This is a genomic window from Nocardioides turkmenicus (assembly GCF_011045035.1).
In the GTDB taxonomy this organism is placed as follows: Bacteria; Actinomycetota; Actinomycetes; order Propionibacteriales; family Nocardioidaceae; genus Nocardioides; species Nocardioides turkmenicus.
Genome location: NZ_JAALAA010000011.1, coordinates 97139 through 112474 on the forward strand (window position 1 = coordinate 97139; position 15336 = coordinate 112474).

Below are 15336 nucleotides of genomic sequence, written 5' to 3' on the forward strand. Positions count from 1 at the left end.
TCGCGGATGGTCGCGGCATCATCCGATCGGCTATCCGATCGTGGCCCGTTGCCAGATGGCTGCGGGCCGCGATCGGGCGCTCGTTGAGGCATGAAGAACTTCTCGATCTCCGCCAAGCCCGTCCGTCTCGTCGCCACCTCCGTGGCCGCCCTCGCCACCGCGGCCGTCCTTGCCGCCTGTGGCGCGACCCGCCACATCGTCGCCAAGGACGAGGCCGGCGAGGTGCTGTTCGAGCGCGACTCCGACATCGTCACCCTGACCGAGGACGAGTTCACCTACCGGGTCTTCCCCGACGAGAACGACACGTCCGTCTACTACGACATCGTCCACACGCCCACGGACCACGCCGAGCCGGCGAACTGACCTCCTCGGTCAGGGTCAGCGGCCGACCAGGCCGGTCTCGTAGGCCAGCACCACGAGCTGGACGCGGTCACGAGAGCCGGTCTTGGCCAGCAGCCGGCCGACATGGGTCTTCACGGTCGCCTCGGCAACCACGAAGGTCTCCGCGATCTCGGTGTTGGACAGGCCGCGGCCGACCAGCGTGAGCACCTCGCGCTCACGCTCGGTCAGCCCGGCCAGCCGCTGCTCGGCGGCAGCCGGCGCGGCGGTCGAGGGGGCCGAGGCGGCGAAGTGCTCCAGCAGGCGCCGGGTGGTGCTGGGTGCGACGACCGAGTCGCCGGCGTGCACGGTGCGGATCGCGGTGAGCAGGTCCTCGGGGCGGGCGTCCTTGAGCAGGAACGCCGCGGCGCCGGCGCGGATCGCGGCGAAGGCGTACTCGTCGAGGTCGAACGTGGTCAGCACGATCACCCGCGGTGCGCCCTCGCGGCCGGCGATGAGGCCGGTCGCCTCGACCCCGTCCATGCGCGGCATGCGTACGTCCATCAGCACCACGTCCGCCTCGGTGCCGTCCTGGGTGATCGCTGCCACGGCCTCCTGGCCGTCGCCAGCCTCGCCGACGACGCTGAGGTCGGGCTGGGAGTCGATGAGCATCCGGAAGCCGGCGCGCACCAGCTCCTGGTCGTCGACGAGAAGGACGCGGATCGTGGAGCCAGTCATAGCGCCAGTCATATCAAGGGGAGTTTTGCGTAGACGCGGAAGCCGCCGCCGGGCGCCGGGCCGGTCTCGAGCGTTCCGTTGTGGGCGGTGATCCGCTCCTCCATCCCGACCAGTCCGAGCCCGCCGGAGCGGCTCGCGTCCGCGGCTGCGCCGCGGCCGTCGTCGACAACCTCGATCTCCAGGCCGCCGCCACCGGCCGTCACGGTGACCCGAGCTGCGGCGCCGGGGCCGGCGTGCTTGCGTACGTTGCTGAGCGACTCCTGCACCACCCGGTAGGCGGTCAGCGCGACGCCCTCGGGCACGGCGAGGCCCGGCTCGGGGAGGGTCGCGGCCAGCTCCATCCCACCGGCCCGGGTCTCCTCGACGAGCGTCGCGATGTCGCCCAGCCGCGGCTGCGGACGGGTCAGGGTGTCGCCGTCGCGGAGCAGGCCGAGCAGCTGCCGCATCTCCGTCAGCGCCTCCCGCGCGGTCTGGGCGACGGTCTCCAGCGCCTTGGGCGCCAGGGTCGGGTCCTGCTCGGCGGCATAGCGGGCACCATCGGCCTGCACCACGATCACGCTCAGCCCGTGGGCGACGACGTCGTGCATCTCGCGCGCGATCCGCGCCCGCTCCTGGGTCGCGCCGAGCTCGGCACGCTGCTCGGCCTCACGGCGCAGCTGCTCGTTGCGCTGGATCAGGGAGTCGACGTACGCCGCTCTGGTGCGCGCGAGCGCACCCAGCGCCCAGGCGGCGACCGGGAAGGTGGCGAGCGAGAGGACGACCGGGACGTACGTGCTCCAGTTGATGCCGTCCTGGGGCTCGCCGTTGGTGGTGGCGTCGACCGCCTGCATCCAGTCGTGGGTGCCGAGCACCGAGCCGAGGAGCCCCACCGCGAGCGCGGCCAGGCCCCAGCGCGGGCTGGCGTAGCGCGCCACCGAGTAGACCGCGATCGGGTAGGAGACCTGCGAGACCAGCGGGTAGTCGATGAGGAGAACCTGCAGGCCGCACGCGCCGGCCACGATCGCGTAGACGATCACCGGGTGGCGGCGGCGCCACAGCAGCGGCACGAGCTGGAGCACCACGAGCACCAGGTCGGCGACGTGGCTGGTGCTCGTGACGTCCTTCGCGGCGCCGCCGTTCACCATGACCTGGATGGCGTAGAACGGGATGATCAGGAACAGGGTGCCGGCGAGCATGACGTCGAACCACCATCGCCCACGCGGGCCGAGCCGCCAGGGGCGCACCAACTCCTCCACAGGCCCACCGTAGAGGAGCCGAGGCGGTCACGACGTCAGCCCGGGGACGGATGTCAGGGTCAGACCGCGGGCGGACTAGAATCCAGAGGCTGGCAATGGATCTGGCATCGGTGTCTGGGTTGGATGACTGGGGTTGGAGGACTCGTGGAGGCAGTGCGCTACGTCGCGATCGGTGACTCGTTCACGGAGGGAGTCGGCGACGAGATGCCCGACGGTCACGTGCGCGGTTGGGCCGACCTGGTCGCGCAGGGCTGGGCGGCCTCGGGGACCCGGGTGGAGTACGCCAACCTCGCCATCCGCGGGCGCCTGATCCGCCCGATCGTCGAGGAGCAGCTCCCCGCCGCGCTGGCGCTGAAGCCGACCCACCTCTCCTTCAACGGCGGCGGCAACGACATGCTCCGCCCGAAGGCCGACGCGAACGCGATCGCCGACCAGCTCCAGCCCGTGCTCGAGGCCTGCGACGCCAACGGGATCACCCTGATCCTGCTCTCCGGCGCCAACCCGTCGGCCCGGCTCCCCCTCGGCAAGGTCTTCCAGCGCCGCGGCGACGAGCTCTGCGACCTGGTCGAGCAGCGGGTCGCCCACCGCGACGACATCGTGCGCGCCTACAACTGGCCCGACACGACCCTTATGGACGGTCGCTTCTGGTCCGAGGACAGGCTCCACATGAACGCCCGCGGCCACCACCGCGTCGCCGCCCGCGTCCTCGACTCGCTCGGTGTCGACGTCCCCGAGGGCTGGTGGGACCTCGACTTCGAGGCCGTCGAGGGCAAGAAGGGCCTGGCCTACTACCGCGAGTTCGTCGGCCCGTGGATCCACCGCCGCCTCACCGGCCGCTCCTCCGGCGACGGCCGCACCGCCAAGTTCCCCACCTGGACGGCGATCGCCGGCTGAACGCCGAGGCGTCACCGGCGTCGGCCGAGGCGGCACGTACGAACGGTCAGGACCAGTGGCGGCGGATCACGGCGGTGACGTCGAAGGGGTCGGCGCCTCGCTGGGCGGCCAGGAGGCCGGCGCCCTCGGGTGAGCCGGTGTAGAGCAGGCCGGAGCCGCCGACCCAGTGCTCCCAAGCGGCGCGGTACGCCTTCGCGTCAGCAGCGCGACGGCCGAGGGCAGTGGGGACGGCGTGCCAGGTCTCGGCCTCCGCGGCATGGCGGCCAGAGACGCCCAGCCGCAGCCGCGCCAGCGGGTCCAGGTCGCCGACGACCGGGCGTGAGACCAGGTAGCGGGGCGCGGCGATCGGCGCCAGCGCCTCCTCGAGCGAGGTCGCGAACAGCGCCGACTCGGCCTCGGGTACGCCGACCAGGTGGAGGCGGTAGCTGCCGTCGGAGTCCACCGCGATCCCGAGGGCATCGGCTCCGGCCGACGTCTGGCCGGTCGTGTTCAGCGCGTCGGCAACCGCTGCGCCGACGGCTCCGACGCTCGGTCGTCGTCGCAGCTGGGAGGCGATCCGGGTGCCGTCGCGATAGACGTACGCCGCCCAGAGTGCCCACAGGCCGCCGGCGGCCCCACCAACGGCCCCCATCACTGCGCCAGCGGCACCGGAGACCAGTGCTTGGACCAGCCCGATGCTGAGCAGGACTGTGGCGGCGAGGACGGCCTTCGCCGGCAGCCGCCACTCAGGCACCCGGCCCTCCAGCAGCCGGAACCCTGGCGGCCGCGGAGCGAGCACGACTCCCGCCGGCGCGCGCAGCGCACCGGCCCGGCGGAGGCGGATCCGGACGGTGCGGCCGGCGACGTCGGCGTACGGCTCCCCGATCCGCCACCGCTCCCGGATCGCCGCGCGGTCCTCCGAGCGGGTGACCATGCGGGCGTTGATGGTGTCGAAGTCGGACTCCGGCGGGGCGGCGTACGGGGAGAAGGACTCGTCGATGTGGCCGACGCCGTCGACGACGGAGCCGTCCTCGTCGGCGCCGAAGAAGCCGGTGTGCTTGCGGACCAGCCGCTTCCAGTCGTTGTCGCCGCGCGGATGCTCCTCGTCGACACAGACCACGGTCCAGTTGACGGCGACCTTGTCGGGCCGCTCCGGATCCGTACGCAGGGACCGCCCGCGCAGCTGCACGACCGCCGTCGTGGTCGTCGCGGCGGTGAGGTCGACGATCCCGGTCACCGACCGGGCGTCCCAGCCCTCCCCGAGCAGGCCGCGGGTTCCGACGAGCACCCGGCAGCCGCCGGCCTCGAAGAACCGGGTCACGTGCGCGACCCACTGCCTGCTCGTCCAGCGCCCCAGGAGCGTGGCGTACGCCTCCCCCGGCTCGACCACCAGACCGCCGGCCAGCGCCGGGTCGGTCTGCGCGATGTGCGCGACCAGTGCGGCCAGGGTCGCCGGCGGACCGGCGACGGTGGCGCCGGTGACCAGCAGGACGTCGTCGTGGGACGCGCACAGGTTCGCGAGCACCGCCCGCGCGGAGCCGGACTGCTCCGCGATCACGCCGCGGAGATCGACCGGCAGCGTGGCCGAGGCCCGCTCGTGGTCGGTCACGACCAGCAGCCGCAGCGAGTCGCCGTGGGCGAGGCGTTCGTGGTCGACGATGGCGGCGGTCGCGGTCGTCTTGGCCTCCGAGCGCGCCAGCACCCGGTCGACCGGTGACCGACCGGACCGGATGCCGCGCCGGGTCAGCGAGTAGCCGACCGCGGGCAGCGCCTGCTTGATCGCGGCCAGCGCCTCCTGGTCGGTCGCGTCCTCGGAGGAGAGAAGATGTCCCCGCACCCAGTCCCCGATCAGCGCCACCCAGTCCTCGGCGGACGGGTCACGACGATGGGCCTCGGTGAGAGTCGCGCCCTCGGGCAGGGCGAGCAGCCCTCGGTGGTGGGCTCGCAACGCCGCGGTGGCGAGATCCGGCGACGCCTTGTCGAGCTCGGCCCAGGAGGGCGCGCCCGCCGGCCGCGCCACGAACCTCCGGTCCAGCCAGGTCAGGAACGGCACGCTGCCCAGATCGGCCGAGGTCAGCGCGGTGAGCAGCTCCTCGAACCGCTCCGCGCTCCCCCGCAGCCACTCGCGCTCGGCCGGCGTCGGCGCGGTCAGCCACACCAGGTCGGCGAACGGCGCCAGGTCGCCCTCGCGCACCACGGCCGGGATCGAGGTCGAGAAGACGATCTCGCCGAACAGGGTCCCGACCAGCGCGGACTCCTCCTTGGTCAGCGCCTCGGGCGGGGTCGCGGTCAGCCCCAGCACCCGCGCGTCCGGGAGCAGCTGCAGGATCTCGCCCAGCAGCTCTCCCCAGACCTCGAGCAGGTGGTGACACTCGTCGAGCACGAGCAGCAGCGGCCCGGCGGTGCGTAGCGCCGAGACCAGCGCCCGGCCGTTGTCGTGCAGCCTGGCCAGGTGGCTCTCCCCGGTCTCCGCCTCGTCGTCGGGGTCTCCGAAGACCGCGACCGACTGGTAGGTCAGCGACGTCAGCGGCGCGTCCAGGTCGCGCGACGGCGACGCGTGCAGGTCCCGCGCGGCCGCCTGGCGCAGCCACTGTCCCTGGATCGCCGTGTTGGGGCTGAGCACCACGACCTTCGCCCCGTCGTCGATCGCCTCCCGCGCGGTCTCCAGCCCGACGAGCGTCTTCCCCGCACCCGGCGGCAGCACCACCCACGCCCGCGACCGCCCCGCCTCCCAGGCCGCGCTCAGGGCCGACAGCGCACGCTGCTGATGAACACGGAGCCTCACCCCGCGAAGCGTAGTCAGCGAGACGTCAGCCGCGTCGGCCGAGGCGTCGCGTACGTCGGCCGACCGGGCAGCCGAGTGCCATCTCGGCCGACGTACCTGACGCCTCGGCCTGCGGCGCTGACGCCTCGGCGGGGGTCAGCGGTCGACGCGCGCGATGGAGCCCTGAGCCGCGGCGACGAGGACCTCGGAGCCGTCGGCGGCGACGGTGAAGACCTCGCAGCGGGTCAGCGCGTTGCGGCTGGTGTGGTGGACGACCTCGGCGTACGCCCGGAGGTGGTCGCCGTTCGACGGCCGGAGGAAGTCGATGGAGAAACCACGGGTGAGCACCTGGGGCCCGAGGATCGTGCCGGCGGCGAAGGCGAGGGAGTTGTCGGCGGCGTACGACAGCACTCCCCCGTGGACCGTGCCGAACTGCTGCAGCAGGTCCTCCCGCAGCGGGATCCGCAAGGTCGCATGGCCGTAGCCGACCTCGCCGACCTCGACGCCGATCAGTCTGCTGAAGGGCTGGTTCGCGAGGATCGCCTCTGCCTCGGAGGCCGTCACCCCAGGTGTCTCTGCCATGGCGGAAAACCTACCGGCCCACGCCTCAGGCAGCCGTGGCGAAGGCCGCCTCCGACTCCGGGTTGCGGGCGACCGAGCGCCGGGCGAGGGAGAAGGCGACCGCGCCGAGGACCGAGGTGACCACCATGGTGATCGCGAGCGGCACCGCGGTGTGCTCGCCGGCGACCGCACCGAGCGGCGATGCGAGGCCGCCACCGAGGAACATGATCCCACCCATCAGCGCCGATCCGGCGCCGACCGAGGGGCGGGCCTGCTCGATGGCCAGCGCGCCGGTGTTGCCCATGATCAGGCCGACGGAGGTGGTGACGACCACAATCGGCAGCAGGATGAGCACCTTCGGCACCGGCAGCAGCGCGACGACCAGCACGGACAACGCCGCCAGGGCCATCACCGGCTGTGCCGAGCGGATGATCCGGGCGGGGTGCACCTGGCGCTTGGCCAGCCGCGCCGAGACCAGCCCGGCGACGGTCAGGAAGGCGGCGTTGACGGCGAACCCGATGCCGTACACGGCCGCCGACGTCCCGATCACCGACTGGTAGAGGAACGAGGAGGAGGAGACGTACGTCATCAGGGTGGCGAACGTGAGCGACTGGGTCAGCGTGTAGCCGAGGAAGGCGGGCTTGGCGAGGAGGCGGCCGAGGTCGGCGTACTCGACCCGGCTGCTGCGCCGCTCGGCCGGCAGGCTCTCCCGGATCACCAGGAGCACGACCACGACCTGGAGGACGGCGATCGCGGCGACGATGCCGAGCACACCCCGCCACGGCACGAAACCGGCGATGGCGCCGCCGATCACCGGGGCCAGGATCGGCGCGATCCCGCTGATCGACATCATGATCGACATCGCCCGGGCGGCGGCGAAGCCGTGGAGTACGTCGGCCACGATCGCCCGCGCCATCACGATCCCGGCCGCGGCGGCGAGCGCCTGGACGAAGCGGGCCGCGATCAGCAGCTCGACGGTCGGTGCCAGCGCGGCCAGCACGCCCGCCACCGCGGCCACGACCGAGCCGATCAGCAGTGGCTTGAGCCGTCCGAAGCGGTCCGAGATCGGCCCCCACGCGATCTGTCCGAGCGCGAGCCCGATCAGGAACGCGGTGAGGGTGAGCTGCACGTTGCTGGCGGCGGCGCCGAGGTCCGAGCCGATCTGCGGGAAGGACGGCAGGTAGAAGTCGATCGCAAGCGGCGCGGAGGCCGAGAGCAGGGCGAGCGCGAGCAACAGCCGCGGCGGGACTGACGTCACCGAGGGGACCTCCGGAAGAGTCTGGTTGAAGAAGACAACCAACTGAACGTCGTAGCCCCGCCGGGCATTCCTCACCAGAGCGTGATCGACCTCTCGAAGATCCCGGTCAGGTCCTCCGCCGACGGCTGCTTCGGGGCGGTGGCGAGCAGCCGCTGCTGCTTGAGCGCGCCCTCGACCAGGTCGGGGATGTCGCCGGCGCCGTAGCCGACCTCGCCGAGGCCCGCGGGGATGCCGATGTCGCGCATCAGGTCGGATAGCACCCGGGGCAGCAGGTCGCGCGGCTCGACCGACGACTCGTCGAAGCCGGGCGCCAGCAGCCGGGCCGCGTGCAGATGCCGCTCGGGGGCGGCGTCGAAGGTGTAGCGGAACGCCTCCGGAGCGGTCAGCGAGACCGCCATCCCGTGCGGCACCAGCGGCTCCTCGCCCGGATAGTCCGCCGGGTGGAAGTCCCGTACGCGTCCCGCGATCGGGTAGGCGTTGGCGTGCGGGATGTGCACCCCGGCGTTCCCGAAGCCCAGGCCCGCGAAGGTCGCCGCGAACGCCATGTCACCGCGCGCGAGGACGTCGTCGCCGTGCGCGACCGCCTGCCGGAACGAGCCGGCCAGCAGGGACAGCGCCTTCTCCGACCACATGTCGGAGATCGGGTTGGCGCCGCAGTAGGGCACCCGCTGGGCGGGCTCCTTGCGGTCGTACGAGGTGTAGGGACGGGCCGTGTAGCTCTCCAGTGCATGACACAGGATGTCCATCCCGGACGCGGCCGTCACCCCGGCCGGCTGGGTCATCATCAGGTCCGGGTCGACGACGGCCAGCGTGGGCCGCAGGCGCGCGTGCGAGATCCCGGTCTTCACCTTCAGCGACAGCACGTCGAGCACGCACACGGTCGTCGACTCCGCGCCGGTGCCGGTGGTGGTCGGCACCGCGACCAGCGGCAGCAACGGCTTCGCGGGCGCGAGGCCACGACCGACCGGTGCGTTCAGATAGTCCTCCAGCGAACCGTCGTTGGTGGTCAGCAGGTTCACCGCCTTGGCGGTGTCGATGCTCGACCCGCCGCCGACCGCCACGATCGCGTCGAACGGCCCGTTCTCGCGGGCGAACTCCACCGCCGTCCGCATGCTCTCGTCGGTCGGCTCGACATGGACGCCGTCGAAGACGACGGCCTCGACGTCGTACGTCTTCATCTGCTCGGCCACCCGCTGCGGCAGTCCCGTGGTGGAGATGCCGGGATCGGTCACCACGAGGGCTCGGCGGGCGCCGAGCGAGGCCAGGTCGTAGCCGATCTCGGCCGATGCGCCGGTGCCGAACTTGAGCTGTGGGGAGCCATAGGTGAACACGGTCTCGGATGTGGCGAGCGTCATGAGCGCACGATATCCACCGGCCCCCACTCCCATCATTGTGCGGAGCGCCCAAACGTCACGTGAGACACCCGTGGTCTTAAGTCATGTATTTCACTAGACTTAATCCATTCCCAAGCGACGCCACCCGAGGAGACCACGCATGACCATCACTGAAGCATCCGCCGTCACCGAGCTCACCGTCCACAAGGTCGGCGGCCGCATCGGCGCCCGCATCGGCGGCGTCACGCTCTCCGGCGACCTGCCCGCCGAGACGATCGCCGAGATCCGCGCGGCGATCCTGACGCACAAGGTCGTCTTCTTCCGCGACCAGGGTCATCTCGACGACCGCACGCAGATCGCCTTCGGCGAGCGCCTCGGCCCGCTGACGACCGCGCACCCGACCGTCAACACCGGCAGCGCCCGGGTGCTGACCCTCAAGGCCAACCGCGGCATGGCCGCCAACTCCTGGCACACCGACGTCACCTTCGTCGACCGGCCGCCGGCGTTCTCGATCCTGCGCGGCGCCGAGATCCCGGAGTACGGCGGCAACACCGTCTGGGCCAACACCGCCGCCGCCTACGAGCGCCTCCACCCCCAGCTCAAGGCACTGGTCGACAACCTGTGGGCGGTCCACTCCAACGACTACGACTACGTACGTCCCGACGAGCCTGCGTCGACCGACGACGTGGCCGCGCGCCGCCGCGAGGAGTTCGTCTCGACGATCTACCGGACCGAGCACCCGGTGGTCCGGATCCACCCGGAGACCGGCGAGCGCACGCTCGTCCTGGGCCACTTCGTCAAGCACTTCACCGGCCTGAACCAGAAGGAGAGCGCGACCCTGTTCAACCTGCTCCAGGACCGGGTCACCGCTCTGGAGAACACCGTCCGCTGGCACTGGCAGCCGGGCGACGTCGCGATCTGGGACAACCGCGCCACCCAGCACTACGCCGTGGCCGACTTCGACGAGCTGCCGCGCGAGGTGCGACGGATCACCGTGCAGGGCGACGTCCCCGTCTCCATCGGCGGCGAGCACAGCCGGGTGATCGAGGGCTCCGCCGAGGTCTACAACCGCCTCGACGAGCTGATCTCCTGACCGACGTACGTCCGGAAGGTCGGCGCGTCAGGCGCGTCAGACGCGTCAGGCGACGGCGAAGCTGACCTTCCGGGCGACGACGTCGGCCGACTCGAGGCGCACCTGGACCTCCTCGCCCAGCGGCAGCGCGGCGGTGCTGATGACGCCGGCCTCGATGGCCGGGTCCTCGACCGTGATCGCACCCTTCCGCTTGTCCTCGTCGTCGACCTCGACGATCACCGCGTCGAACGTCTCGCCGACCCGCTTGGACAACAGCCCGGCCTCGACGAGGTCGACCACGCCACGCTCGTAGGCGCCGCTGGTGCGGGACGACGCGCGCATGGTGTCGGGGAGCGTGGTGAACGCACTGGTCACCCAGTCGGGAACCGGCCGGTCGGCGCAGAGCGCCAGGCAGACCTCGCCGGCGTAGCGGTCGATCAGGCGGCGCAGCGGAGCGGTCACGTGCATGTATTCGTTGGCCAGCGCCGAGTGCTGGGTCAGCTCGGGGAGCTCACCGTTGAACGAGGCGTACCCGCTCCCCCGCAGCAGCCGGGTGCAGGCGATCGCCATCGCGGCGTGCTTGCCGTTCTTACCGTCCAGCGAGCGGATGAAGTCGGGGTAGAGCATCTCCGCGGGCCACTCCAGCCCGAGCGCGCGGGCGGTGCGGTGCAGCCGCTGGACGTCTCGGGGGTCGGGCTCAGGGAGGGTCCGCAGGAGCCCGACGCGGGCGTAGACCATCAGGTCCGCCGCCGCGAAGCCGGTGAGCAGCGAGATCTGGGCGTTCCAGTTCTCGACGGGCAGCAGGTCGCGGTATTCGAGCGACCACTGGTCGCCCACGACCGAGATCTCCTGGTCGCGCAGCGGCAGATTCACCCCGCCGCGGGCAGCCTCGAGGGCGATCCGCTTCTCACCGATCTCCTTCAGCAGCTCGAGCGACGTCGAGTAGTCGTGATCGCCGAACCCCTCGCCGTCGAACATCTTCTGCACGCCGTCGTAGGAGAGCTTCGCCCGCGACCTCACCAGCGCGCGCTCGACGAAGGTATCGACCCCCTCGCCGGTGGCGTCGAGCTTGTGGGTCCACAGCAGCGCGGGACGCACCTGCTCGGGGAGGAGCGAGGCGGCGTCCTCGGAGAGCACCTTGGGGTGGAGCGGGATCTTCGCGTCCGCGGCGTAGAGCGACTCGCCGCGCTTGTTGGCCTCGATGTCGACCGGGTCACCGGGAGCGACGAAGGCGGCAACGTCGGCGATCGCGTAGTGCACCACGTAGCCGTCGCCGTCTCGCTCCAGGTGGAGCGCCTGGTCGAGGTCCATCGACGTCTCGGGGTCGATGGTCACGAACGGCAGGTCGGTGCGGTCCAGCTCCGGAAGCCTCGGGTTGGCCGCGGCGGCGGCCGCCGCCTCCTCCACCTCCGGAGGGAACTCGGCGCTCACCCCCAGCTCGGCCTGGAGCGCGGAGATCCCGTCGCGGAGCGTGGTGGCGGCGACACCGTCGTCGGCACTGGCCACCCGGATGATGCGTGCGGAGCCCATGGCCAGACTCTAGTGGCTATTTCTTCTTCTTCGCCTTGTAGGTCTTGTACAGCGCGGCGGCGTCCTTGCCGAACGCCTTCGGGTTCCCCTTGAAGGCCCCGAACTGCTCCCACAGGTCCTTCCTGGACCCGTTGTGCGCCTTCGCCGACCGGTTGATCCTGGCCACTGCCCGGCGCTGGGACGAGGTCAGCGAGCGACGCGCCCTGAGGTGCTCCGAGCGCGCCCTGGCCTTCTTCGAGAGGTCCTGGATCATCCAGAAAACCCCGATGATGACGACCACCAGTAGAAGGCCGCCGAGATTGGTCCCGGAGACGGGTTCGGCGGCCAGGGCGATCATCCCTGGACTGTAAGCTCGACCATTCCCGCAGGTCACAGCCGCTTTGAAAGATACCCAATCCTCGATTCGGCCATCCTCGCCGCGGGCGGCACCATAGTCACCGTGCTGATCCTGCTGCCGCCCTCGGAGGGCAAGACCGCGGCCGTACGCGGCAACCCGCTCTCCCTCGACTCGCTCTCGGTCCCCGTCCTCAACCCGGCGCGCGCCAAGGTCATCGACGCGCTGGTCGAGCTGTGCACCACGCGCCCGGACGAGGCGATCGACATCCTCGGCATCCCGAAGACCCAGCCCGAGCTCGTCACCCTGAACGCCGGGCTGAGCGAGGCCCCGACCGCGCGCGCCGACCGGATCTACACCGGCGTCCTCTACGACGCCCTCTCCGCTGCGACCCTGTCCCCCGCCGCCAAGCGCCGCGCGACCAGCCGGGTCATGGTCACCAGCTCCGTGTTCGGCCTCGTCGGCCTGGCCGACCGCATCCCGGCGTACCGGCTCTCGGGGGACACCACCCTCCCCGGCATCGGCGGCATCCAGTCCCACTGGCGCGCCCACCTCGGCGCCGGCGTGACCGAGGCCCTCGGCGACGGCCTGCTCGTGGACCTCCGGTCCGGGACATACGCCGCGTTCTGGCGCCCCGACGACGTCGCGGCCCGCACCGCCACCGTCCGCGTCCTCCACGAGCACAACGGCCAGCGCAAGGTGGTCAGCCACTTCAACAAGGCCACCAAGGGCCGCCTCGTCCGCGCCCTCCTCGAGTCCGGCGCCAACCCCCGCACCCCCGCCAAGCTCGCCGAATCCTTCCGCGACCTCGGCTGGACCGTCGAGGAAGGCACCCCCACGAAGAAGGGCACCCAGCTCGACATCGTCGTCACCGAGATCTGAGTCGTCCCAGCCGAGTCGGCGCGACTGTCCCACCAGCGACCGTCGAGTCGGCGCGTCTGTCCCACGACCATGAGACAGACGCGCCGACTCGGCGCTGGAATCCGGGACAGACGGGCCGACTCGGCGTCAGAAGGTGCCGGTGGCGAAGGGGTCGCGGGAGACGGGGAGGCCGTTGAAGAGGCGCAGGGAGGCGCGGCCGTCGCCGTAGAAGGCGACGACGGTGACCGAGGCGGGCGAGAGCTCCATGTTGAAGACGCCGCCGATCGGGGTGCCGAGGGCGTGGGCGACGATCAGCTTGATCGGCGAGACGTGCGAGGTGATCACGACGGTCTTGCCCGCGTGCTCCTCGAGGACGCGGGAGAGCCCGTCGAGCACCCGGACCTGGGCGGCGTCGAAGGACTCGCCGCCGGGCGGCGCGACCTCGGTCGCGCCCATCCATGCCTTCATCTCGACGGGGTACTGCTGGGCGACCTCGGCGAAGGTGAGCCCCTCCCACTTGCCGAACTCGATCTCCGCGAACCCGGGCTCCTCGACCAGCCGGGCACCGAGCGTGCCGGCGAGGATCTCACCGGTCTCGGCGGCCCGCAGGACGGGCGAGGTGACCACGGCGTCGACCGCGGGAGTGAGCGGCTTGAGCCACTCGGCGGTGAGCAGCACCTGCTCGCGGCCCTCCTGGGTCAGCGGCGGGTTGTCGCCGCCGAGCCCGCCGGAGAACGCCTTCGAGGCGGTGTGCTTGGTGACGCCGTGGCGCACCAGGACGAGCGTGGTCGCCTCGGCGCCGGCTCCCCAGCCGCGGGCGGGTTTCTCGCTCACAAGCCCGACTCGGCGGTGCGGACCAGGATGCGGGAGCACTCCTCGCAGCGGACGACCTCGTCGGCGGCGAGGCCACGGATGCGGGAGATCTCGGCCGGGTCGAGCTGGAGGTTGCAGCCGCCGCAGCGACGCGCGCGCAGCTCGGCCGCACCGACGCCGAGCTTGGCGCTCAGCCGGTCGTAGAGGGCGAGCAGGTCGGCGGGGATGCCTTCGAGGGCGGGCGCACGCTCCTCGGCCACTGCGGCGAGCTCGGCGTCGATCTTCGAGGTCTCGACGTCCACCGAGTCGACCGCGACCGCCAGCTTCTCGGTGACCTCGGCGAGCTCGGCCTCGAGCCGGGTCACGGTCGCCTGAGCCTCCTCGAGCTGCTCCATGACCTCGAGCTCCTCGTCCTCGAGCACCGAGATCCGGCGGTCGAGGGTGGCGAGCTCGTGCTGCATGCGCTCGAGGTCCTTGGCGCTGCTGATCGCCCCGGAGTCCATCCGCTCCTGGTCGCGCCGACGGCGGGTCTTGACCGCCTCGACGTCGGCGTCGGCCTTCTTCTGCACCCGCTCGAGGTCGTCGCGGGTGACCCGGGCGTCGCGTACGGCATCGTCGGTGGTCTTCTTCGATGCCTGCAGCTCCGCCACGACGGCGGCCTGCGGCAGATGCGCACGGCGGTGGCGCAGCTGGAGCGCACGCGAGTCCAGCTCACAGACGTCGAGCAGCTTCACCTGGGCGAACGGGTCGGCTTTCAGCGGATTCTCCTCAGCTATTCACAATCGCAAAGTCCACGGGTCGGTGACGATCTCCGAGACCCGGGTGTCCACCGTATCCCCGAATGCCTCCCGAAGTCGCCTCGCCAGCACCGGCAACCAGGTCCACTCGGCGGCCCAGTGCGGGATGTCGATCAGCGCACCGCCCTTCTCGAGGAACTCCGAGGCCGGATGGTGGCGCAGATCGCTGGTGACATAGACGTCGTACGCAGTCACCTGGTCGAGCAGGAAGTCGCCCGCGCCGCCGCACAGTGCCACCGAGGACACCTGGCGGTCGAGGTCACCGGCGACCCGGATCCCGGCCGCGGTCGCCGGCAGCGCCGCGGCGACCGACTCGGCGAAGGCGCCCAGCGTGGTCGGCTCCACGGTCCCGGCGCGGCCCGTGCCGACCTCGGGAGTCAGCCCCGGCACCAGCGGCCGCAGCGAGCTCAGCCCGAGCGCGAGAGCCAGCGACTCCGAGACACCACCGATCGCCTGGTCGGCGTTGGTGTGGGCGGTGAGCAGCGCGCACCGAGCGGAGACGAGCGTCGAGAGCGTGCGTCCCTTCGGGGTCGTCGCCGCGAAGCCGTGCACCCCCTTGAGGAAGAGCGGATGATGGACCACGACCAGGTCCGCACCCCACGCGGCTGCTTCCTCGGCGACCGGGAGGGTCGGGTCGACGGCGAGGAGCACCTTCGAGACCGGCTGCGAGGGCTCGCCCCAGACCAGCCCGACGGCGTCCCAGTCGTCGGCGGTGGCTGGCGGATACCAGTCGTCCAGCAACGAGGTGACGTCAGACAGTGTCGGCGGGGTCGGAGTGGTCGGCATGGTGTAACCCTAGATGCCTTCACCGAGGCCGCAGCCACCGCCGAGGCCCGGCACGGAATCCA

15 protein-coding genes are annotated in these 15336 nt (G+C 71.6%); 4 read left to right on the forward strand and 11 right to left on the reverse strand.

Annotated elements, in window-relative coordinates; all coding sequences use genetic code 11:
* Nucleotides 1-90 precede the first annotated feature (90 nt).
* The gene (locus G5C66_RS14545) at nt 91-363 is read left to right on the forward strand and encodes a DUF4822 domain-containing protein (RefSeq protein WP_165111682.1); all 273 of its coding nucleotides are present in this window, start codon (nt 91-93) and stop codon (nt 361-363) included.
* 15 nt (nt 364-378) lie between these two features.
* On the opposite strand, the gene G5C66_RS14550 is transcribed toward G5C66_RS14545, so the two are convergent.
* Both G5C66_RS14550 and G5C66_RS14555 read right to left on the reverse strand, forming a co-directional pair.
* Nucleotides 379-1056 (reverse strand): response regulator, encoded by a 678-nt coding sequence (locus tag G5C66_RS14550; protein WP_165111683.1) that lies wholly within the window; start codon nt 1054-1056, stop codon nt 379-381.
* Between the two features lie 8 nt (nt 1057-1064).
* On the reverse strand, nt 1065-2291 hold the full coding sequence (locus G5C66_RS14555) for a DUF7134 domain-containing protein (RefSeq protein ID WP_165111684.1): 1227 nt from the start codon (nt 2289-2291) through the stop codon (nt 1065-1067).
* A gap of 144 nt (nt 2292-2435) precedes the next feature.
* Between G5C66_RS14555 and G5C66_RS14560 the strand changes: the two genes are divergently transcribed.
* A complete protein-coding gene (locus G5C66_RS14560; protein WP_338144177.1) occupies nt 2436-3185 on the forward strand; it encodes an SGNH/GDSL hydrolase family protein in 750 nt (249 codons plus the stop codon).
* 46 nt (nt 3186-3231) lie between these two features.
* Here G5C66_RS14560 and G5C66_RS14565 read toward each other — a convergent pair whose 3' ends face one another.
* From G5C66_RS14565 to G5C66_RS14580, 4 genes are all read right to left on the reverse strand, one after another.
* Nucleotides 3232-5949: a DEAD/DEAH box helicase family protein gene (locus tag G5C66_RS14565; RefSeq protein WP_165111685.1), complete on the reverse strand. Its 2718-nt coding sequence runs from the start codon at nt 5947-5949 to the stop codon at nt 3232-3234.
* 135 nt (nt 5950-6084) lie between these two features.
* On the reverse strand, nt 6085-6510 hold the full coding sequence (locus G5C66_RS14570; RefSeq protein ID WP_165111686.1) for a PaaI family thioesterase: 426 nt from the start codon (nt 6508-6510) through the stop codon (nt 6085-6087).
* Between the two features lie 25 nt (nt 6511-6535).
* Entirely contained in the window at nt 6536-7747 is a 1212-nt protein-coding gene (locus G5C66_RS14575) for a Bcr/CflA family efflux MFS transporter (RefSeq protein WP_165111687.1), read from the reverse strand.
* A gap of 71 nt (nt 7748-7818) precedes the next feature.
* A complete protein-coding gene (locus tag G5C66_RS14580; RefSeq protein ID WP_165111688.1) occupies nt 7819-9102 on the reverse strand; it encodes a hydroxyacid-oxoacid transhydrogenase in 1284 nt (427 codons plus the stop codon).
* A 139-nt stretch (nt 9103-9241) separates the two neighbouring features.
* Here G5C66_RS14580 and G5C66_RS14585 point away from each other — a divergent pair, with 139 nt between their 5' ends.
* Nucleotides 9242-10174 (forward strand): TauD/TfdA dioxygenase family protein, encoded by a 933-nt coding sequence (locus G5C66_RS14585; RefSeq protein WP_165111689.1) that lies wholly within the window; start codon nt 9242-9244, stop codon nt 10172-10174.
* Nucleotides 10175-10219: 45 nt separating this feature from the next.
* Here the strand turns inward: G5C66_RS14585 and G5C66_RS14590 are convergent, their stop codons facing one another.
* Nucleotides 10220-11683, reverse strand: coding sequence for an RNB domain-containing ribonuclease (locus G5C66_RS14590; protein WP_206444126.1), 1464 nt, complete (start codon nt 11681-11683; stop codon nt 10220-10222).
* Between the two features lie 16 nt (nt 11684-11699).
* Entirely contained in the window at nt 11700-12020 is a 321-nt protein-coding gene (locus G5C66_RS14595) for a hypothetical protein (protein ID WP_165111690.1), read from the reverse strand.
* A 102-nt stretch (nt 12021-12122) separates the two neighbouring features.
* On the opposite strand from G5C66_RS14595, the gene yaaA reads away from it, so the two are divergent.
* Complete coding sequence (gene yaaA / locus G5C66_RS14600) at nt 12123-12899, forward strand: peroxide stress protein YaaA (protein ID WP_165111691.1); 777 nt, start codon at nt 12123-12125, stop codon at nt 12897-12899.
* A 126-nt stretch (nt 12900-13025) separates the two neighbouring features.
* Here yaaA and G5C66_RS14605 read toward each other — a convergent pair whose 3' ends face one another.
* From G5C66_RS14605 to G5C66_RS14615, 3 genes are read right to left on the reverse strand one after another with little or no spacing between them, the layout of a single operon-like run.
* Nucleotides 13026-13712, reverse strand: a complete 687-nt coding sequence (locus G5C66_RS14605; RefSeq protein ID WP_165111692.1) for a histidine phosphatase family protein — start codon at nt 13710-13712, stop codon at nt 13026-13028.
* The gene (locus G5C66_RS14610; protein WP_338144178.1) at nt 13709-14425 is read right to left on the reverse strand and encodes a zinc ribbon domain-containing protein; all 717 of its coding nucleotides are present in this window, start codon (nt 14423-14425) and stop codon (nt 13709-13711) included. Before G5C66_RS14610 ends, G5C66_RS14605 begins: the two co-directional genes overlap by 4 nt.
* Nucleotides 14426-14467: 42 nt before the next feature.
* Entirely contained in the window at nt 14468-15274 is an 807-nt protein-coding gene (locus G5C66_RS14615; protein ID WP_165111693.1) for a Nif3-like dinuclear metal center hexameric protein, read from the reverse strand.
* Nucleotides 15275-15336 lie beyond the last annotated feature (62 nt).

What these genes read in the sequence shown, in the direction of transcription:
- G5C66_RS14545 (WP_165111682.1), top strand. Translation starts at nt 91, where the DNA reads ATGAAGAACTTCTCGATCTCCGCCAAGCCCGTCCGTCTCGTCGCCACC.
- G5C66_RS14550 (WP_165111683.1), bottom strand. Translation starts at nt 1,056, where the DNA reads ATGACTGGCTCCACGATCCGCGTCCTTCTCGTCGACGACCAGGAGCTG.
- G5C66_RS14570 (WP_165111686.1), bottom strand. Translation starts at nt 6,510, where the DNA reads ATGGCAGAGACACCTGGGGTGACGGCCTCCGAGGCAGAGGCGATCCTC.
- G5C66_RS14580 (WP_165111688.1), bottom strand. Translation starts at nt 9,102, where the DNA reads ATGACGCTCGCCACATCCGAGACCGTGTTCACCTATGGCTCCCCACAG.
- G5C66_RS14585 (WP_165111689.1), top strand. Translation starts at nt 9,242, where the DNA reads ATGACCATCACTGAAGCATCCGCCGTCACCGAGCTCACCGTCCACAAG.
- G5C66_RS14590 (WP_206444126.1), bottom strand. Translation starts at nt 11,683, where the DNA reads ATGGGCTCCGCACGCATCATCCGGGTGGCCAGTGCCGACGACGGTGTC.
- G5C66_RS14595 (WP_165111690.1), bottom strand. Translation starts at nt 12,020, where the DNA reads ATGATCGCCCTGGCCGCCGAACCCGTCTCCGGGACCAATCTCGGCGGC.
- G5C66_RS14615 (WP_165111693.1), bottom strand. Translation starts at nt 15,274, where the DNA reads ATGCCGACCACTCCGACCCCGCCGACACTGTCTGACGTCACCTCGTTG.